Annotated in this window: 19 protein-coding genes and 3 pseudogenes; 14 read left to right on the top strand and 8 right to left on the bottom strand. The window is 67.6% G+C overall.

Features of this window, described 5'->3' with window-relative positions:
• Nucleotides 1-353 precede the first annotated feature (353 nt).
• Nucleotides 354-659, bottom strand: a complete 306-nt coding sequence (locus OG917_RS00330) for a hypothetical protein (RefSeq protein WP_328315438.1) — start codon at nt 657-659, stop codon at nt 354-356.
• Between the two features lie 613 nt (nt 660-1272).
• On the opposite strand from OG917_RS00330, the pseudogene OG917_RS30570 reads away from it, so the two are divergent.
• The 3 genes and pseudogenes from OG917_RS30570 to OG917_RS00320 form a co-directional block, all read left to right on the top strand.
• Nucleotides 1273-1557: pseudogene (locus OG917_RS30570) on the top strand (ABC transporter permease); the annotation flags it as partial.
• 23 nt (nt 1558-1580) lie between these two features.
• The gene (locus OG917_RS00325; RefSeq protein WP_328315437.1) at nt 1581-1736 is read left to right on the top strand and encodes a hypothetical protein; all 156 of its coding nucleotides are present in this window, start codon (nt 1581-1583) and stop codon (nt 1734-1736) included.
• A gap of 662 nt (nt 1737-2398) precedes the next feature.
• The gene (locus tag OG917_RS00320; protein ID WP_328315436.1) at nt 2399-2758 is read left to right on the top strand and encodes a hypothetical protein; all 360 of its coding nucleotides are present in this window, start codon (nt 2399-2401) and stop codon (nt 2756-2758) included.
• A 5-nt stretch (nt 2759-2763) separates the two neighbouring features.
• On the opposite strand, the gene OG917_RS30565 is transcribed toward OG917_RS00320, so the two are convergent.
• The 3 genes and pseudogenes from OG917_RS30565 to OG917_RS00315 form a co-directional block, all read right to left on the bottom strand.
• Nucleotides 2764-3099, bottom strand: a complete 336-nt coding sequence (locus tag OG917_RS30565) for a hypothetical protein (RefSeq protein ID WP_443058889.1) — start codon at nt 3097-3099, stop codon at nt 2764-2766.
• A gap of 35 nt (nt 3100-3134) precedes the next feature.
• Nucleotides 3135-3410, bottom strand: a pseudogene (locus OG917_RS30560) (hypothetical protein); the annotation flags it as partial.
• Between the two features lie 475 nt (nt 3411-3885).
• Nucleotides 3886-4509: a hypothetical protein gene (locus tag OG917_RS00315; RefSeq protein WP_328315435.1), complete on the bottom strand. Its 624-nt coding sequence runs from the start codon at nt 4507-4509 to the stop codon at nt 3886-3888.
• Nucleotides 4510-4778: 269 nt separating this feature from the next.
• Here OG917_RS00315 and OG917_RS00310 point away from each other — a divergent pair.
• Nucleotides 4779-4904: pseudogene (locus OG917_RS00310) on the top strand (GNAT family N-acetyltransferase); the annotation flags it as partial.
• An 80-nt stretch (nt 4905-4984) separates the two neighbouring features.
• Here OG917_RS00310 and OG917_RS00305 read toward each other — a convergent pair.
• Nucleotides 4985-6310 carry a hypothetical protein gene (locus tag OG917_RS00305; protein ID WP_328315434.1) on the bottom strand — a complete coding sequence of 442 codons (1326 nt, stop codon included), beginning with the start codon at nt 6308-6310 and terminating at the stop codon, nt 4985-4987.
• A gap of 798 nt (nt 6311-7108) precedes the next feature.
• Between OG917_RS00305 and OG917_RS00300 the strand changes: the two genes are divergently transcribed.
• The 4 genes from OG917_RS00300 to OG917_RS00285 all read left to right on the top strand — a co-directional run bounded on the left by OG917_RS00300 (nt 7109) and on the right by OG917_RS00285 (nt 10334).
• The gene (locus OG917_RS00300) at nt 7109-7441 is read left to right on the top strand and encodes a hypothetical protein (protein ID WP_328315433.1); all 333 of its coding nucleotides are present in this window, start codon (nt 7109-7111) and stop codon (nt 7439-7441) included.
• 81 nt (nt 7442-7522) lie between these two features.
• Nucleotides 7523-8920: a DUF4331 domain-containing protein gene (locus OG917_RS00295; protein ID WP_328315432.1), complete on the top strand. Its 1398-nt coding sequence runs from the start codon at nt 7523-7525 to the stop codon at nt 8918-8920.
• Nucleotides 8921-9179: 259 nt separating this feature from the next.
• Nucleotides 9180-9506: a hypothetical protein gene (locus OG917_RS00290; protein WP_328315431.1), complete on the top strand. Its 327-nt coding sequence runs from the start codon at nt 9180-9182 to the stop codon at nt 9504-9506.
• A gap of 453 nt (nt 9507-9959) precedes the next feature.
• Nucleotides 9960-10334, top strand: coding sequence for a hypothetical protein (locus OG917_RS00285; RefSeq protein ID WP_328315430.1), 375 nt, complete (start codon nt 9960-9962; stop codon nt 10332-10334).
• Between the two features lie 351 nt (nt 10335-10685).
• On the opposite strand, the gene OG917_RS00280 is transcribed toward OG917_RS00285, so the two are convergent.
• Both OG917_RS00280 and OG917_RS00275 read right to left on the bottom strand, forming a co-directional pair.
• Complete coding sequence (locus tag OG917_RS00280) at nt 10686-11060, bottom strand: GNAT family N-acetyltransferase (protein ID WP_328315429.1); 375 nt, start codon at nt 11058-11060, stop codon at nt 10686-10688.
• Nucleotides 11061-11296: 236 nt separating this feature from the next.
• Nucleotides 11297-11710, bottom strand: coding sequence for a hypothetical protein (locus OG917_RS00275; RefSeq protein WP_328315428.1), 414 nt, complete (start codon nt 11708-11710; stop codon nt 11297-11299).
• 727 nt (nt 11711-12437) lie between these two features.
• On the opposite strand from OG917_RS00275, the gene OG917_RS00270 reads away from it, so the two are divergent.
• From OG917_RS00270 to OG917_RS00250, 5 genes are all read left to right on the top strand, one after another.
• A complete protein-coding gene (locus tag OG917_RS00270; protein WP_328315427.1) occupies nt 12438-12710 on the top strand; it encodes a hypothetical protein in 273 nt (90 codons plus the stop codon).
• A gap of 436 nt (nt 12711-13146) precedes the next feature.
• The gene (locus OG917_RS00265) at nt 13147-13569 is read left to right on the top strand and encodes an RICIN domain-containing protein (protein WP_328315426.1); all 423 of its coding nucleotides are present in this window, start codon (nt 13147-13149) and stop codon (nt 13567-13569) included.
• A gap of 768 nt (nt 13570-14337) precedes the next feature.
• Complete coding sequence (locus OG917_RS00260) at nt 14338-14550, top strand: hypothetical protein (RefSeq protein WP_328315425.1); 213 nt, start codon at nt 14338-14340, stop codon at nt 14548-14550.
• A gap of 210 nt (nt 14551-14760) precedes the next feature.
• Nucleotides 14761-15180 carry a lipocalin/fatty-acid binding family protein gene (locus OG917_RS00255; RefSeq protein WP_328315424.1) on the top strand — a complete coding sequence of 140 codons (420 nt, stop codon included), beginning with the start codon at nt 14761-14763 and terminating at the stop codon, nt 15178-15180.
• Between the two features lie 151 nt (nt 15181-15331).
• On the top strand, nt 15332-15622 hold the full coding sequence (locus OG917_RS00250; RefSeq protein ID WP_328315423.1) for a hypothetical protein: 291 nt from the start codon (nt 15332-15334) through the stop codon (nt 15620-15622).
• A 53-nt stretch (nt 15623-15675) separates the two neighbouring features.
• Here the strand turns inward: OG917_RS00250 and OG917_RS00245 are convergent, their stop codons facing one another.
• Nucleotides 15676-16653 (bottom strand): recombinase family protein, encoded by a 978-nt coding sequence (locus OG917_RS00245; RefSeq protein ID WP_328315422.1) that lies wholly within the window; start codon nt 16651-16653, stop codon nt 15676-15678.
• Nucleotides 16654-17005: 352 nt separating this feature from the next.
• On the opposite strand from OG917_RS00245, the gene OG917_RS00240 reads away from it, so the two are divergent.
• Complete coding sequence (locus OG917_RS00240; protein WP_328315421.1) at nt 17006-17260, top strand: hypothetical protein; 255 nt, start codon at nt 17006-17008, stop codon at nt 17258-17260.
• Nucleotides 17261-17731: the final 471 nt, after the last annotated feature.

Here is a 17731-nt window from a genome sequence, read left to right as displayed (position 1 = left end):
TCCTGACGGCGCGAGGGCCATCGCTTGAAGATGTCCTTGATCTTTTCCTTGGTGTCACGGGCGCCGCCCTCGGCCTGCTCCACGCGCCTCTCAGCGATCAGCTGCTGTTGCCCGCAGGCGCCCAGCGCTCTCCTTGAGCTTGCCCCTTGACCTCTCGCCCTTCGCCTTGGCGGTACATGACCACCGGCGCCCTCCCGAAAGGACGGCGGTGCGAAAGCCGCCCTCCTCAGTGCTCTCGGGAGGTCTATGCCGATGGGCAGAGGTCAGCCGATGGCCGGGCAGAGGCCGGCGCGGTACTCAGCGGCGCATCGCAGCTCACGGCCGGCCTGCCGACCGGCTCCACCGCCTCCGGATCACCGGGGGAGGAGCACACGGATCGTCTTGCCGCCCTCGGGTGTGGGGGTGATGGTGGTGTGGGCGAGGTCGTTGACCATGTGCCAGCCGAACCCGCCGGTGCCGTACTGCAGGTTGGGGGTACGCGGTCGCGGGTGCTCGGGGCTGCGGTCCTCGACGGCGACTTCGATGGTGGAGGGGTGGGCGGTCAGTGCTGATCCACCGTGGCGGGAGCCGTCATGCGTGCTTGTCCGTGGCGCTCGGTCGCTCAGCAGAGCCGCGGGCCGCCGGCTGATGGTTTCGGAGCGGGTGGTGTTACCCGCCATTCGAGTGCAAGCGTGGCAGAGAACGAATGCCCGTTTGAGCGTTCAAGTAGCTTTCAGGGCATGGTTTTTGAGCAGGCCAACCGGCCGGATCTCTGCGGGCGGGTGCTCGCCTCGGGCTGGGGGCCCTCTGGGGCGGTGGTCGAAGCGACAGCGTTGCTGCGGCGCCGGGTGGAGGAGCGGGTCGAGGGTGACGGGGCGTTGCGGGAGCCGTGCCGGAGCCGTGTTCTGGAGTCGGCTCTCGTTCTGGCGTTGATGCGCCGGCTGATGGCTTTCTCCGGAAGCCGCGAGCGGGTGAGCCGATATCTGTGGCTGCGGTGCCAGAGCGACGATCCGCTGGAGAGGTCCCTGGCCCTGGCGGGAAGCGGGCGGGGGCCGGCACCGGAAGGGGAGGATTTCCGTGCGCTCATTCTGGGCCAGGTGCCTTCGTACGTCGCGCCTCGACGTCGACTGGTTCTCGACGCGGTGACGGTGATCCTCAGCGGACACAGCGAGGGCCCCCCAGGGGCGGGCGCGGAAACGCTGGCTGATCGCTCGGAGCGTTCATCGCGCGGCGTCCTGCATCCCTGGGCCCGGGTGCAGAGCGTCGCGTCCGCGGTCATCGTGGGATCCGGACATGGCGGATACGCCGGGATCAGTCCGGAGGATCTCGCGGGGGGTCGTGGCGGCGGAGGACACCAGCGGCATCGGCGCCCAACTGAACATCCTCTATGCCCTGTTGAGCATGGCCCTTGTGATCGCGGCCCTCGGGATCGCCAACACCCTCGCCATGTCCGTACTCGAACGGGGCAAAGAGATCGGAATCCTCCGCGCGATCGGCCTCGACCGCTCCAGCGTGACCCGCATGATCAGGCTCGAAGCACTCCTGGTCGGGACTCTCGGCGCCGCTGTCGGCACCGTCATGGGCGTCTTCATGGGCTGGGCGTGGGTTACACCCTCCAGGAGAGCGTCGCAGGGTACGCGCTGGTCCTGCCCTGGGGCCGTCTCACCCTCGGCATCGTTCTCGCCATGGCAGGCGCACTGCTCGCCTCGTTCCGGCCCGCCCACGTCGACGTCCCGAAGGCCACTGCCGCGCATTGACTGCCGCTCTAAAAGGCGCGGGTAAAGCCTGGCCTGCTATTGGCCGTCTCGCCCCCGGTTTCGTCCGGGGGCGAGACGGCCAATTGGGTCTCTTCAAGGAACGCGTCGATAGCTGTCCGAGCCCAACGCTGTGCAGAACTCACAAGCTCGTCGATCTTGGCAGGGCGCTGACGTGGCCCGCGGGCACGGTCTGCCCGTCGGCCCCGACACCGGCCTCGGGCGCCGCGAACCGCGCTTCGTGCCTGTCGCCCTCGGAATTCATACCGCCCACTGCATGCCGAGCTTCCGCAGCGTGTCCTGCCCAGAAGCGGTGTTCCTGATCAGCGCCTGGGGGTTGCACCTGGGCTTATCAGTTTGCTGTGCGGGGTGCGGCCTGGAGACGCGGTCGTTCGTCCGGGGCGCGGGTGTGGGTGGTGGTCTCCGCTCCCGCCCGGAACGCTGTACCGGGCGCTGCCGGGGTGCTGGCGCCGCTGCCGCTGGACACAGCCATCGGCCGGATTCCCGTCGAGCCTGAGCACCGCTCCGGCTCGGATTCTGACTCCGGTGCTGATGCCGTACGCGCGGCGTGGCCGGATCTCGATCACCATGCATGTCCGTGGGTGACCAGGCTGCTTCTTGATCGTTTGTGGGGTGTTGTTTACCTCGGATCAGGAGATCAACTCATGCAGAAGATGCGTTCCTATGTGGCTGGAGCACTGGGCGGGGCGGCGCTGGCGTCGCTCGGCTTCCTCGCGATGCCGTCCGCTCATGCTGGTGCTCAGCCTGAGCCGCTGGTGGTGAAGGGCAACACGGTCGAGACCCGTACGAAGGCGCCGACTGAGATCAGCGTGGCGAATTGCCCGGAGGGAACTCGTGTGGTCGGGGGCGGTTACACGTTGTCCTCGAAGCCTTTCAACGCCGGTGATGTCGGCGCGAACGTACTGGTCAACGCTCCTACGGACAACGGCACCGGCTGGCAGATCCAGGCAGCCTGGGCGGACAAGCAGCAGGCGTACGCCCTGTGCGCAACGCCCGCGAGCTGACGAGGTCACCTAGGCGACCGCCGGGCCGACCCGGCCCGGCGGTCGCCGGACCCCAGTCTGCGCACAGGAATCCGGACAGGGAGCGGCCCCTGCCCCTCCTCGCCCCGGGGTGAAGACTCTGTTCGCCCCGGATCCACGTCGGCCAGAGGCGATCGGGTTTGCCGCCTCAGTATTTCTCGGGTCTTCAGACCGTCCTTGAAGAGGCGGAAGTAGGGGGTGCCGCCCTTGCGGTGCCCCAGGAGCGCGACCATGGCCTCGGGGTCCGCGCTCTCGCCCGTGGAAAAACGCCAGTCGTCGAAGGAACCCACCGCTTCCTTGGTCGCCGCCTGGACCGTGGCCATCCATTCCCCATGTCCTGGTCTCCACGTGCCGCCACGGTTTCGCGCAGCCTCTTGAGGTATGCCTTGACCTGCCCGGTGTAGGACTTCTTGTCGTAGGAGGTTTCCACCAGGCGGTGTGCGTCGACGACGTTGTTGACCGTTACTTCGTCGGCGTCGGCGTCGGCGTCTGCGTCGCTCCCGCCGGACGGGAGGTGCGACCGTGATCGGTCGGCTGACTGGCTCACGGCCGGTGACGCCGACTGGGGCCTGTACTTCCCGACCCGCCGTGACGCGGTGACCGGCGTCGTCCTGGCGGAGGTCCGGGTCACCATCCCGCGCCGCCGGTAGCGGCCCACCGGCGCTGTGATGTGCGAGACCCCGGACCCTGACAACGGGCCCGGGTCCGGGGAGAGCCGGGGGCGGTCAGTAGTCGTCTCGTTCGGAGGATGATCCGTACTGTTCGATGAGGCCGCAGGTGCACGTTCCACCCTCGTACAGCATCTTGTCGCACTCATCGTGGTGGTCATGCTGCGGCCGCTTCGTCGGGGCCGCCGACGGCGCTGTTCCGGGGCGGCCTTGATGGCCGGCACCGGCCCCGCCCAGTTCATGCCGAGCTTCCGCAGCGCGTTGTCCAGGGGCGGTTTTTCTGATCACTGGGTGGTGGGCTGGCCTGGGCTGATCAGTTTGGTGTTGGGGGCGATAGTGCTCCAGGCCGAGTTATCACAGCGTGGTGATGGGGGACCGGGCTTCAGTTCTCTGAGTTGAGCTGCTGTTTCGTCAGGTGGCGTGGCCGTTCGTCAGGTGAAGTTATTTTCCGCGTGTGTTGATCAGATTCGTTGAGTACTGGTATGTGGTCATCCAGTACAGGGCGGTGTCGACGTCGCGGGCGGTCCAGTTGCGGATGGGGTCTGGAGCGGCGGTCAGGAGCTGGTCGATCGCTTCTATGTAGCGGCTGTAGCGTCCGGGTGCGTGGCTGAGGGTGATACCGAGGGTGCGCAGTCCGTTGTGGGCTCGGCGGTCGTAGACGGCCATGCGGTCCGGTGCGGCTGCTGTGAGGACGGCGGAGGCGAGGGCGTCACCAGTACGGAATCCGGGTAGTGAGGCCAGGGCTGCTCGGCCGGCTTGCGCTGCCGAGCTGCGGCTGAGAGAGGTGTCCCGCGCGGCGGTCGCGGCCGCGGCGGTCGCGCGGCGTACGTCAGCGTCCGCGAGCGCCATGAGTTCAGAGGCCCAGGGCGTATCGGCCCTGAGCCGTTTCCACATCAGCAGTGCTCCGATGTCGGCTTTGCCGATGCTCCCGGTGGTGCACGCACGGCGTGTCACTTCCTGCAGGGTCTCGTCGTAGTACGGGCTGACGGTCTCGGTGTAGGCCTGGTGGGCGGTAGCGAGGCGCTGCCATCGTTCGGGCGCGAGGGCGAGTGGTTGGTCTGTCACGGCTTGCTGCTCCGTCTTGTCCGGAGGGATGAGGCAGGGCGTGGTCAGCCGCTGACTGGAGGGTTGCCGCGGTGTTCCCGGAGCGCTTGGAGGATGCGCGCCCGCTGTTCGTCCTGGGGGTTGTCGGGGTCTGCTGCTGGGGCGTCGAGGAGTGGGCCGAGGCGGCTGGGCAGAGTGTCGGGGCCGATGAGCGCGTCAAGGCTATGCAGGGTGTCGCTGTCGATGACGGGGAACGGCGGCCGGTCGGACGGGAGGAGCACGCCGAGGACGCCAGCCTCACCCTCCACGAGCGCGCCGGGTTCCGCGTCATCGGCCATCGTGAGCGCATCGGCCGCCATCACCGCCACTGGCGCGACGTCGTCCTCCTGGAACGCCGCAGCCCTACCGTCACCTGACGCGCAGCACGGCTCCCGGCACATCTGGCCCCTTTGGTGTGGCGTCCGGGGCTCACCGGTACGGCGGGCCGGTGAGCCGGTCAGCCCGGGACGGCGGTGCCGTCTTCGGGGGTGCGGTTCCATGCATGCCGGTAGAGCTGAAGTTCGTCGTCGGGGAGGTCCAGGTGGCCTTCGACGCGGATGCTGGTGGTGTCCCACGGTGAGTTCCTGCCGCTGCGGTGGGTGAGCAGGACACCGAGCGTGGCGGTCTGCTCAGCCAGTCCGGTACGCGTGGTGACCTCGTGATGCCGCAGCAGCACGTAAGCCTGAAAAGCGGCTTTGACGCGGGAGTCGAGAAGAGTGGCCGCTCCGAAGATGAGCTGGCGGGTGTCGTCCTCGTGGAGCATGCGCCGAAAACGCCATTTGCAGTGTTCCTCGGGAACCTCGGGTACGTCGCGGAGCATGTCGGCGAGCAGGTGACCCCATTCGGTGCGGGCGCCGACGGGCAGCCGGTCGAGGTCGCACAGGAGAGCGAAACGGTTGGCTTCGGTCAGCGGGGGCTTCAGGGGGCTGAGGGCTATGTCCTCGAACAGTAGGCGGATCATGAGGTGGGCCTGGGTGCCGTCGTCCCCAGCCGGGGCCTGAGGCAGCAGCGGGGTGGAGTAGGCAACGCCTCCGGGGCCCACGAGCTCCGTGTCGAACTGCGCCGGCGAGGCGTCGGCGTCCGCGGCGGCGAACTCGTAGTAGCGCACCGGTTCCTCGCCGAGTGGGACAGAGGGCTCCTTCGCGGCGCGGAAGAGGTAGTCCAGCACTGCAGTTGTGGAGCGCAGCTGGTCGAAGAGGAAGTCCCAGTCGCGGCGGGTCAGCGCGATCCCCGGCATGCCGATCTCCTGCCAGGTGACCACCGTGCCCGCGGGGACACCGGGGTGGTCGAGCAGGAACACGGCTATCCACTCGTAGGCGTTGCCGTCGACGTTCAGGATCCGCTCACGGCCGTTGACCATGTCGGCTGGCGTCATACGCAGTTGCCGGACGGTCCCTTTCGCCTGGCTCATCGCCTTGGTGGCCACCTTCTTGATCCAGGCGGCTTCTGCGGTGTCGTCCTTGGGCGCGATGGTGCGGGCCTTGACCTGCACGACCGCGCCTCGATGGCCGGCCAGTAGCAGGCGGTCACCGAGTTCACGGAGGCCTGATCCTTTCTGGGCGTGGGCGGCCTGGCGGAAGACGAAGTCGGGCAGACCCCAGGCCGCCGCGGCATGATGGGCCGCCTGTTCCGCCGCAGGGCCGTGCTCGACGCCCGGGGCCAGAGGCAGCGCCGGCGGGACACGGCGGGTGTAGACCCCGGCCGGAGTGTCGACGACGAGCGTCAGCGCGGTGGCATCGTCCTCGTCGACGAAGCGCCACAAGGCAGAAGGTGATGGGGTCATGAGCGCCATTAGACGCGACCGGCCGCCCCGGGCGCCCAGGTTTTCCGCACAGGCTGGCACTGTGCCTGGCCGCGCGTCAGCTAGGTGATCTGGTGCACGCCGTGGCGGGCAGGTCGGCCGACGCCGATGAGGGCGGTGTGATTGTGGCCTCAAGCTCTACTGGGTCCTCATCGTGCCCCGGAGCACCGAGATGCCGCACGTCGTCGCAGCACCGGGTACCGGTGGCGAGGAGGTCGCGGACCTGTTCGGTGCACGGTGCTGGGTGTCGGTGGTGGCGTATGACGACGGGGTCGAGGTCCGGGATATCGGATGGTGCGGGTAGCGACCGGGCTGCGAAGGCATGAGCGGGAGGCCCTGGGCGTCAGATGATGGCGGCACCCGGGTCGCGTGACCTGATCAGGGCATGCGAAAGCGTATTGAGTGTCGCAGTTCGGCTCTCTACTGGGTTTACGAGGCTAGTTTCGGTGCCGCCTTTCGATAGATCTGCCGGTGGTGCATTCGTGGCCACACCTGTTTTGGATTGGCCGGGTCCTCAGGGAGTATTTATTCACCCGGATGGCTCTGGTCCGGGTTGGAGAGGCTTACGGAATCTGTGCGTGTTTCCTTGACTTGCTGTAGGCCGGCGGGCTTGACTCCGGAAGGAGAAGGGCCGTCTCCCTCTGCCGACGGCGGCCGTTCGCGTCGCATCCGGCGCGTTCTCTTTCATTCACGGGACATCACTTCACCTCTGCCCTCGCATTGAGGTGCGAACCCGTGCGCGCAGACTCGCCCCATCCTCATCCGGAACAGGGAGTATTCATGTCCGAAGAGACCTCAGTATCCGAATCGGCAGAACCCCGGCAGCCGGCCCCGCTCTCGCGACGGGGGCTGATGAAGAACACCGCTGTAGTGGGTGCCGGAGCTGCCTCTGTGCTGGTCCTCGGCGCGGCCGGTAACGCCGCCGCCGATCAACCGCAGGGCAGCCCGATCACCCCGCCGGCAGCGGCGGGCACCGCAGGCCAGGAGGACCAGCAAGTGGTGGTGCACCTTCGCGACGCGATGACCGGGGCAGCCGACATCTTCCACGGTGACCAGCACACCGAGGTAGTCGACCGTGGACTGGCCGAGGCCATCATGCGCAACCTCCGCTGAACCAGGCTCCCCCCCCGACAAGCCCAGCTGCGCCCACCACTCGCGGCCACCCAGGCCGCACCCGACTCTGTGAGGCATTCGATGTCTTCCCACCGCGAAGCACCCGAGATCTCCAAGGACCCCGTCGCTGACAGCACGGACGTGTATGCGTTCGTCAGCCCTGATCAGCCCGACAGCGTCACTCTGATCGCCAACTACATTCCGCTCCAGAACCCTGCCGGCGGACCGAACTTCTACGAGTTCGGCGACGACGTCCTGTACGAGATCCACATCGACAACGATGGCGATGGCTGCCCCGATGTGACCTACCAGTTCCGGTTCACCACCCGCCTGCGCAACCCCGACAGCTTCCTCTACAACACCGGCCCGATCCTGAGCCTCGACTCACCCAACTGGAACCGCCACCAGAGCTACACGCTCACCCGCGTCGAACGAGGCGGACGCACCACAGTCCTGGGCCGCGACCTGAAATGCCCTCCGTGCAACATCGGCCCGCTCTCCACCCCGCACTACGCCGGCCTCGCCGCGAAGGCCGTCCACAGCGCCGGCCGCAGCCGCAAGGCCTTCGCCGGCCAGCGTGCTGAGGGCTTCTACGTAGACCTCGGTTCCATCTTCGACCTCGGCAACCTGAGGCCCTTCCAGAACCTGCACAACCAGTTCGGCATGAGCGTCTTCACCCAGCCTGCCGATGGTGTCAATACCACCAAGGAACTCAACGTCCACACGCTGGCCCTGCAGGTCCCGATCACCGAACTGACCCGCCGCGGCTGGCGTGGCCGGGACGTCAAGGACCCCAGGGCCACGATCGGTGTGTGGACCACGGCAAGCCGGCGCCAGGCCCGCGTCCTGTCGCCCGGGAAGGCCACCGACCACGAGAGCGGTCCGTTCGTCCAGGTCTCCCGCCTCGGCAACCCGCTCTTCAACGAAGTCCTCGTCCCGCTCGGCAAGAAGGACCTCTGGAACACGCTGCCGCCCTCCGAGGACAAGCGCTTCGCGACGTACGTCGCCCACCCCGAGCTGGCCAAGCTCCTGCCCACCCTCTACCCCGGTGTCTTCCCGAATCTGGCCGCCCTCAACACCTCGGGCAAAGTCCGCGCCGACCTCCTCGCGATCTTGCTGACCGGCATCCCCGACGGAGTCGTCCCAGGCTTCCAGAACTACATCGGCGACACACAGGCCGACATGCTCCGCCTCAATGTCGCAGTGCCCCCCACGACCAAGCCCGATATCCTGGGCCTCATCGCAGGTGACGCGGCCGGATTCCCCAACGGTCGACGCGTGTTCGACGATGTCGTCACGGTCGAACTGCGCGCACTCGCCGGCATCACCGTCCCGCTCGTCGACAAGACCTACACCCCTGACCCCGCAGCAGGACAGGTCACCGACGGGTTGACACCCGACGACGTGAAGAACCCCTACCTCGACAAGTTCCCCTACCTCGGCGTTCCCTACGACGGGTACCACCACCCCTCCGCCTGACCCCAGCCCGAACCTGCCACCTAAGGGCTGTCCCGTAATCCCCGGCGGGCGCACGACGACAGCTACGGCGCCTCGCCGCGTTGTCGGAACGCCCGAATACATCCAGTATGCGAGCGCCCCTCCGCCTTGCGATGCACCGCATCTGACGCCCCGCGCTGATCCACCAGGGATTACGGGACAGCCCTTAGACGAACAGCTGGTGCCGCCGCCACTCCTGCCGCGGCGCCAGCTTGTCCCCGCGAACGACAGGGAATCAGCCATGACAGACGTCCACACCCACGCGCCCCTGCCCGCACCGTCCACCGAGGGCAGCGTCGTCCTCGACATCGGAGCCGACACCGGCGCCGTCATCATCCACACCCGCGCTGAACACGACGGCCTGGAAATCGAAGTCAGCCTGTCAGACGAACCGGACCGACGCACCCACGCTGCCGTCCGGCCTCGCCACCTCGCAGACCGCACCATCCACTGCCTGGTCATCTCCCCGCTGACCGCAGGCGAATACACCGTGTGGTCCGACGCAACCACACCCCACGGCACTCTCATCGTGACCGGAGGAAACGTCACCGAATACCAGTGGTCCTGACAGGACGGATCCTCACAGCCCGAACTCTCTGGCGGCGCAGACGACAACAACAAGCCCGCCCCGCCACGAACGACGCGGACACAGCCCATGACACCTGACGCACCAAACACCGTTGCAGTACTAACCGTTCCGGTCAGCGGCCTATGTTCGGCTGGCCCGGCACGATAAGCGGCCGCCGCAGGCCCGCACGACGGGGTGATGATCCTGGCTGCTCCTGTCCCTGACGAATCGCGCCGATGAATAGGGGTTGTTGCAGCTGACTCGAATCAGTTGAATGCCTGGGCGGGCGGGACTTTGCCTTCTCGCGTCGGGACGGGAGGGGCTCCGTGGCCAAGAAGAAGTCCTCGCTGAAAGAACGGGCTGGCCCGGTTCCAGGCAGCTGGGCGCCTGGAGGTCGCGGCCTTTCAGCCCGATACGGGCGGGCCGCCCCTCGCGGACATCTGCTGCTGGCTGATGCAGCAGGTGGCGCCCCTGAAGGACAAGGAGGCCGCGAGGCTCACCGAATATCTGGAAGGAGAGCCGACCTTCACCCCGGACCGGGCCACCGGCTGGGTGGTCGGCATGCTGGCGGCCGACCTGGCGTACGGCACGAGCGCCGACGACGCCCTGATGGACGACACCCGGCTGCGGGCGATCGAGGACGATGTCATCGAGGCCCTGGGCCCGGCCGCCCACTGGTACGCCACAGGCGACCACCCCCTGTCGCGCTTCCGGCCGCCCGGCTGCGGCCGGGGCTGGATGACCCTCACCCCCGCAACGTACGACCTGCTGCTTGCGGCACGTGGAAACGGCTTCGATCTGGTGCTGTTCCGGACACAGGAGGACTGACCGCGACCGGGGGTCCCTGGCCTGGCTATCGCGTACGGCCCTCGACAAAATCCCCCAAGGGGCTCGATCCTTTGTCCCGCCGTGCGAACCGGCGACGCGATGATCCCGGGTGGCGACGACTTCCGTAGCGCCGGGGCGGGTCAAGGAAGGGGTGCGTCTCTGCGGTGCGCTGGCTTCGTGGATGAGCAGGGTCTCAGAGGTCTTGAACCAGTCCTGCGCCGGCGCGCGCCCTGCACCTCCGCCTCGACGACGCCCCCGAGCGGCTTGCCCGCGCAGGAGGAGTGGATCGGCGAGCGGGTACTGGCCTCTGACGGCACAGGCCTGTAGCCTGCGGCTCCACTGGCCGGGCTGCTAGGCCATGGCCTTGTGATCGTGCCGGCGAGTCCAGGCCTCCCTCGCGAGCTCGTACTGAACGCTGCCGTGTTCAGCACCCTCGATGAACTCGGGCCACTCCTCGGAGAAGGTGCGGATCAAGCACAGGCCGGCCTTCTTCATGACCCGCCGGGAAGCCGTGTTGACCGTCATCGTGGTGGCCGCGATCCGCTCCACGCCCAGTTCAGTGAACGCGTAGTGCACCAGCGCCCGAGCACCCTCGGTGGCATAACCCAGGCCCCAGACCGACGGCAGCATGCGATACCCCAGCTCCGTTCCGCCGTCCAGGCCGACGCTGGTCGCCGGCCGCACCGAGTGCCAGCCCAGGAAGCTCCCCGACGGCTTCTCGACCACAGCCGAGAAGCCCAGGTCGACGGGAAGCCTGCGCGGTGAGCGGCATCAGGCAGACGGCGGTGATAACGCTGCTGACCGGCAGGGCCCGATTTGGCCGGCCGCAGCCACCCCGGCACCCTCACGGGACGGTCCTGTCTGCATTGGGTGACAGCCGGCAACAGCCCAGTTTGGCATCACATTGTCTCCGTGCGACGGCCGCTTGTACGCCCGGCGGGGATGACGTCCTGGCCGCCGCGTCAGTCGGTGTAAGGGTTGTGCGATTGGCGTGATGTGGTGCAGTTGTCGAACAGCTTGTCGCGGCAGACGGTCACGGTGATGAAGTACATGTAGCCCCCGGAGGTGCTGCCGGGCAGGGCGTCCCAGTGCACTGTGGTGTTGTAGCCACTTTTGTTCTTGTGGTCGGGGTACCGGAACCCGCCGTCCGAGACGTAGAAGAAGACCGAATTCCCGTCGTTGCCGGTGTCCTTGAGGTAGACATCGCGCAGCACCACGGAGTTGAAGCTGGTCCAGTCTACGGTCAGACCGATGGCCGCTCCTTCCGTACTGGTCGTGATCCTCTCGTTGTCGGATGCATGGGCAGCACCCGGCATGAGACCCAGTGCCGCAACCGCCGCGCTCGCGGTAACAGCCGCCATCACACGTTTCTTCACAAGCCCTCCCTGGAGAACATCGCCGATCCGCAGCACATCGTTGCCCTACGCGACATTCTTGTAACGTAAAGCTACCGACCGGGCGACCGGTTGACCAGAGGGCGTACATCGCAGCGGACCGAAACCCCCCAACAGCGGCACCCCGTACCCTTCACCGGTGCGCGATGGACCGCTACGACCAGGCAGGTCTACGACCCGTCGCTGAACGTGTGCGTCGCCCCCTCGGCCATCACCCGAGGCAGACGTCTACGACTACGCGGTTGAGAACGGCCTGGTCACAGACCAGCGCTAAGCAGCACTGGCGAAGTCCGCTGCTGATCCCGTGACGCTCCTGCTGGGCACGAAGCCGCTGGCGAAAGGGTCAGCAGTTGACTTCGTGTCATTCGCCTAAGAACCTGTTTCCGAACTCAGCTGCGCAGAGTGCGGGCGAGGACCTGCTCAGGAAGTGACTCCTCGCGCGTCGGTCCACTGCTCCTGGTCGTTCTTCCCGCCAACTGTGACCGGACCTGCGACAGGCCGGCTTTGACCGTCCAGGGCGGGGTCGGCCCGTGTCAGCCTGCGCACGGGCGGGCTCAAGCCCTCGCTCCGCTGGCAGTTGCCCGGCTGGCTCTCGATGCGTGTGATTCACATAGAGTGGTCAATTGATGGCGGAGGGTTATGGGGTGATCCTTTGGGTGCTCCACACCGAGTGAAGACCCCAACCATCTACCGCACAGGAGTAGACCGAATGTCGCATCGCCCTCCGCAGCTTTCCCGTCGCGAGAACGAGTACCTCTACCGCCTCACCGTCACGGGCGGGGACCAGGACGTCATCGACACTGTCCTGGCCGAACGGAACACCGAATACCCGGAAGAGGAACGCGGCAACCTGCTGAACAGGCCGGACCAGATGTTCGTCGTCAGCTACGAGGACAAGGAGTCCGCCGAGACGGCCGCAGAGCTCTTCCAGCTGGCAGGCGCCAAGGTCGTGGTGAACCAGCTCTCCGACCGCAGTTTCTGAGCAACGGCCTGGTGGTCACCCGCGCAGTTGGGGTGACCACCAGGCTATGAAGGTCCTTGGGGAAGATCGGACCGGCCAGTAGCGACTGGGCTATGAGTTGGTGGGTGTCGTCGCGGATCACTGGTGGAGGGCGGCGATGTCGGCCTGGGCTGCTTCTGCTGCCTCGGGCGTACGGGCTTGGGCGCTGTGGCAGGCCATCGTCCGCTGCGGCTTCAACCTCTCGCCGCGCTTTTCTAAGCTTCTGGGCAGGCATACCCGCAGCAGAGGTGTCGGTGCCCGGGGGCCGGGCACCGGGGCGGGACGCTGTTCGAGGGGACGCCGATTCTTCCGCGCCCTTGTGGATGGCTTTCCGGCCAAAGGCGTTGCGGCCTGCGGCGTGTGAGGTTCGGGGGTCGTTGTGCCCGGCGTCTGTTGATCACCGTATGAGGAGAGTTTCGTGGCTGTTTTCACTGCCGCTCTGGTGGCCCGTCACAGCGACAAGGCCGTGTCCGTGCTCGCGGCGGGGACCGGTGACGGTGCCGAGGTCGTCCAGTGGACCGACAAGAACAAGACCAACCAGCACTGGAACCTGGTGGCGACGACTGGCGGTTACTACCACGTCATCGCCGTGCACAGCGGCAAGGCCCTGTCCGTCCTGCGCGAGGACCACGAGGACGGTGCGAACGTCGTCCAGTGGGAGAACAAGAACAAGACCAACCAGGAGTGGAAGCTCGTCCAGAAGGACGACGGCTACTTCGCCCTGGAGGCCCGCCACAGCGGCAAGCTCCTGTCCGTGCTCGCCGAGGACAGCGCCGACGGCGCGAAGCTCGTCCAGTGGACCGACAAGGACAAGCCCAACCAGCACTTCCGCCTCGCCTGACACGCACCCACAGGGCCCTGCCGGTTGTCACCGGCAGGGCCCTGCTGTGTCCGGGCCGACTTCGGCTTCGGGGATCAGCGGTACAGGTGGGCGCCGAGAACGATCATGGTCTGATCGGCGCGAGGGTGCTGACGCGGTTCTCGTACTCGCGACGGGTCTTGCGCTGGGCCGGAACCGCAGGGACGTCCTGGGCGCCGTCGAGCGGCTGACGGCGGGCGAGGAGCTGACGGTGCACCGGTGCCGTGCGCGCCGGCAGCGCTGTGCGGGTCTCGCGCTGACGTGCGGGGACCCGGGGCCGCTCGGACCCTGGTCATCGGGCTTCGAGCGAAGCCGTCTCACAACGCGGAGGGCCGGAACTCCAGAGCCCGAGCGACAAGGCCCGAGGATGTGCGCGGCCGAGATCGTGCGAATCGGCCGCCCGGGTTCGGCCCACAGTGAACACCGTGCGAATCGGCCGCCCGGGTTCGGCCCACAGTGAACACCGTGCGTGTTCGAATAGTGACTTGTAGTGAAATGGAGGGGACAAAGCCCGAGAGAGAACGGAACCTTCATGACCGACCCCCTGACCACCCCCGACTTCGAGGTCACCGAACCCGTCGAGCCGACGGTCACCCTGTACAGCGGTCCCGACTACACCGGGGAGAGCTGCACCCTCCCCGTGGACGGCCGCACGTACTCGCTGGCCGCGACCGGCCTGACCGCGATCACCTCCCTGAAGATCAACTGGGCCGAGGACTCGCACTTCACCTCTACCCCCCCTACCTGCGGGTGTACACCAAGCGCCCCACGCTCAGGCGCGGGGACGTCAGCGACGGCACCCACACGGACTTCACGAAGGACGCCGCCAACACCGGGACGTGGGCCACCGCGACCTACGTCAAGGCCGCGTTCGTCAGCGTGCTGGCGGGAATCGCAAGCGCCCGACCCGGGGTAGACGCGGTGAGGGAGCCGGAGCGCACGATCTACGACACGCTCCCGTAGCCACCCCTCAGCGGCCCACCCGGAACCCGCCGCCGGGCGGGCCGCGACCTCCAGGTAGGAACCCGGCCTTGCCGACACGGCCCTTGGGGAGGATCGGACCGGTCAGTAGCGACTGAGATCGAGTCGGCGTGGCGCTTTCCGTAAAGTCCTCCCCGCCCTCCCAGGGAATGGAAGCCTGGCTGAGTCACCACCTCTCCCTGAGGGTGGTTCGTGTCAGAAAGGCTGTTCATGATCGCCGGTAAGTACGAGCTCCTGTCCGACCCCGCTGACAAGGCCTACGACGAGTTCCTCCAGGCGGCGGGGGTCAGCGATGCTCACCGCGAGGCGTGGAGCATGGTCAGGCCCGCGGTAGTGGTCATCGACGAGGGCGGACAGTGGCGCATGAAGACACTCTCCGCGCTGGCTAACGAAGAGGTCCTGTTCACCTCCGGGGTCAAGACCCCGATCCAGTTCTTCGGGGTGGACGCCATCTCGGTCATCACCGTGGTGGGCGGCAACAAGCTCGACCAGAAGTTCACGGCGGCCGACAAGGAAGTCCGGATCCTGTCCGAGTTCGCTCCCGACGGGATGACCAGCACCCATGCGAGCCAGGGGAAGACCGCTGTCCGGAAGTACAAGCGGGTCGCCTGAGCCCGCTAGGTGCGGGCGGGCGCGGTCGCAGACCGCTGGCGCAGGGCGGGCGTCTTGGTCCTGTTGGCGGAACCGGAGGTGACGCTTTCGAGGGTGGTTCGTTGGTCGGGTCATGATCAAATCTGCGGTGCGTTCTGCGGTGGTACTTGGTGTGGCCACGGCCGGCCTGTTCATGTCGGGTCCCGTCTTCGCGGCGACCGGGACCTCTCCGGCCGCTGCTGTCCCTGAGGCGGGTAGGGACCTCCTCGCTGAGCTCGACGAGCTCGTGGAGGCGGGCGGAGATGTCGCCGGGGCCCTGGTACCGGGAGGGGCTGACGAAGCAGACCCCTCCGATGTGCCCGAAGCTGTGGAGTCGGCAATCCTCTTGAACTCCGAGGACGTCCGCGACGAGCTCTTCGACGAGCTCCTCGACCTTCTCCCTGATGACGGGTCGCCCCGGTGAGAGGGAATCTTGGGGGAAGGTGACCTCTCGCTGCCAGCGGCCCTGTGCCCCTGTTAGGGAGCGGTTTGAGTCGTTCCTGAGCGCTGGCAGAGGGCGGCGAAGTCGGCCTGGGCCGCCTCGACGGCCTCGGGGTACGCCTGTCCTTTCTGATACTCGGCGAGCGCCCGGTAGATGCTCGCGACGGAAGGGCTCTGGCCCTTCCGTTTGCCGGTGGGGATGATCAGGTCGGGCTGGATCTGCTCGATGGACTCGCCTGCCGTGCGGCGGCGGATGACGGTGTGGAGCATGTCGTCGGTGATGGCCGGGGGGCGGCCGCCGTGCTTGCCCTTGCGGGCCGCGGTGTCGAGGCCTTCGAGGGTGGACTCGCGGATGTTCTCCCGCTCGGTCTCGGCCATCGCGGCGAAGAACGCGAACAGCAGCCGGCCGGGCCCGCTCGGGTCGTACATGCCGGGCAGGGGTCCGGCGAGCATCTCCAGGACCAGGCCGTGGGCGGTGAGGTGGTCGGCGAGCGCCGTGAGTTCGGCGGCATCCCGGCCCAGCCGCTTCATCTCGTAGACGCTGAGGATGACCCGGCAGTGCGGCGCGTGGGCCTTGATGTCGCGGGCCGCGGCGAGCGCGGCCTCGAACTGGGGGCGGACCCGGATGCGGGTGCTGATCTTCTCGCTGAAGACCTTCTCCCGGGGGATGCCGTGTTTGGCGAGGGCGTCGAGCTGGGAGTCGAGTTCCTGGCCCAGGGTCGAGCAGCGGGCGTAGCCGATGCGGATGTCGGCGGTCGGGGTGTCCGGGGCTAGGGCGGCGGGTGGCGGGGTGCCGGGCCGCCAGGGCTGGCCGGGACCGCGGCTCGCCGGGGTCTGGACCCGCAGCAGCTTCGCGAGGCGGGGCACCTTGGTGAACCGGCCGGTGTGGTAGGTCCCGGCGACCGCGCCGGCGCGAGAGCGGCACGGGGAACCCGGCACGGCCGCGCACCGCGGGCACGGGTGGCGCTCGACGTCGTCCGCGTCGGCCGGGGCGGGTTCGTGAGGGTCCGTCATGGCCCGGATGTTCTCACAACTCAGTTCTCAGAAGGGGGTGCGCCCTGGGGTTGTGTGAGAACGGGTTGTGAGAACCGATTCGGGGTTCTGCGACCTCGTGCGGACCTCCGGCGGGGCTTCTCTGGGAAAGGACCGTTTGTGAGAGCCGCGATCCGGAACCGCCGCCTAGTGCGGCCTCGGTAGAAGCAATGGAACCGTGGTTGGCGCCGAGATTGATCAAGGAAGCTGGGGTGCGACGCCTTGGCCACTACCGATCGGACTCCTGCAAGGGGCCGCGAGGTGATCTTGGTGAGCTGAGTGCCCCAGTAGGTGATGGGCGGTGACCGGCTGGCGGTGGGATCGTTCTCCGGGCATGAACAAGATCACTCTCAGGCGCGTTCTCAGCGGTGCCGCCATCGTCGGCGCGACCGTCCTGGCCACCGCAGCCCCCGCCGCAGCAGGCAACATCGACATCGTCAGCGGTGAGGGCAACAACCTCATCGGCGTGCTGGAGGGCGTGAAGGACACCATCGGCAAGACCCCGGCCGGCCACGCCGGAGGGCAGGTCATCTCTGAAGGCGACATCCTCGCCGACCTGGAGTCCGGGGAGCTGCCCTTGGCGGGCTGAAGCACCGGACGTGATGGGGGCACTCACTGGTACGGGTGAGTCCGCCCCGGCTCGCCTGCTAGCTGGCCATGCCCGACTGCCGATCCAGGCCCAGCCCCACCCGAACGCCGAGCTTCGGTAGACCTACATCGATCCCATGATTACCGGCTTAGCGTTACCGCTGTTCCCCGAGGCCGCAGTAACGCGTCACCGCCCGGCCGCGGGGCCGGGCCTGCGGCCGGGATGCGACAGCCCGCGCGTGTGCACGCCGTCCGCCCGGGCGGGTGCGCAGGCGTCACCCGGCCACGCCTGTCCGGCCATGGGTGAGGGTGCCCGGCCGGGGCTCTGCGGGGGCAAGCGTGGCCTGCGGGCGGATTTCCGGGCGCCCGCCTGCCTTCGGCTCGGTGGCTCTGTCCGGCTGGAGCCGGCTCCTCTGGCGTCATCCGCGTACAGGGGCGGAAGGATTCAGAAGCGCGCTCAGACAGTGATCTT

This window comes from Streptomyces sp. NBC_00388, from assembly GCF_036061255.1.
Taxonomy (GTDB): domain Bacteria; phylum Actinomycetota; class Actinomycetes; order Streptomycetales; family Streptomycetaceae; genus Streptomyces.
This window is presented reverse-complemented; position numbering and strand designations above follow the sequence as displayed.

Bases quoted from the DNA above. Each gene is read 5' to 3' on its own strand.
- OG917_RS00330 (WP_328315438.1), bottom strand. From the start codon at position 659: ATGGCGGGTAACACCACCCGCTCCGAAACCATCAGCCGGCGGCCCGCG.
- OG917_RS00320 (WP_328315436.1), top strand. From the start codon at position 2,399: ATGCAGAAGATGCGTTCCTATGTGGCTGGAGCACTGGGCGGGGCGGCG.
- OG917_RS30565 (WP_443058889.1), bottom strand. From the start codon at position 3,099: ATGGCCACGGTCCAGGCGGCGACCAAGGAAGCGGTGGGTTCCTTCGAC.
- OG917_RS00305 (WP_328315434.1), bottom strand. From the start codon at position 6,310: ATGACCCCATCACCTTCTGCCTTGTGGCGCTTCGTCGACGAGGACGAT.
- OG917_RS00300 (WP_328315433.1), top strand. From the start codon at position 7,109: ATGTCCGAAGAGACCTCAGTATCCGAATCGGCAGAACCCCGGCAGCCG.
- OG917_RS00295 (WP_328315432.1), top strand. From the start codon at position 7,523: ATGTCTTCCCACCGCGAAGCACCCGAGATCTCCAAGGACCCCGTCGCT.
- OG917_RS00290 (WP_328315431.1), top strand. From the start codon at position 9,180: ATGACAGACGTCCACACCCACGCGCCCCTGCCCGCACCGTCCACCGAG.
- OG917_RS00285 (WP_328315430.1), top strand. From the start codon at position 9,960: ATGCAGCAGGTGGCGCCCCTGAAGGACAAGGAGGCCGCGAGGCTCACC.
- OG917_RS00270 (WP_328315427.1), top strand. From the start codon at position 12,438: ATGTCGCATCGCCCTCCGCAGCTTTCCCGTCGCGAGAACGAGTACCTC.
- OG917_RS00245 (WP_328315422.1), bottom strand. From the start codon at position 16,653: ATGACGGACCCTCACGAACCCGCCCCGGCCGACGCGGACGACGTCGAG.
- OG917_RS00240 (WP_328315421.1), top strand. From the start codon at position 17,006: ATGAACAAGATCACTCTCAGGCGCGTTCTCAGCGGTGCCGCCATCGTC.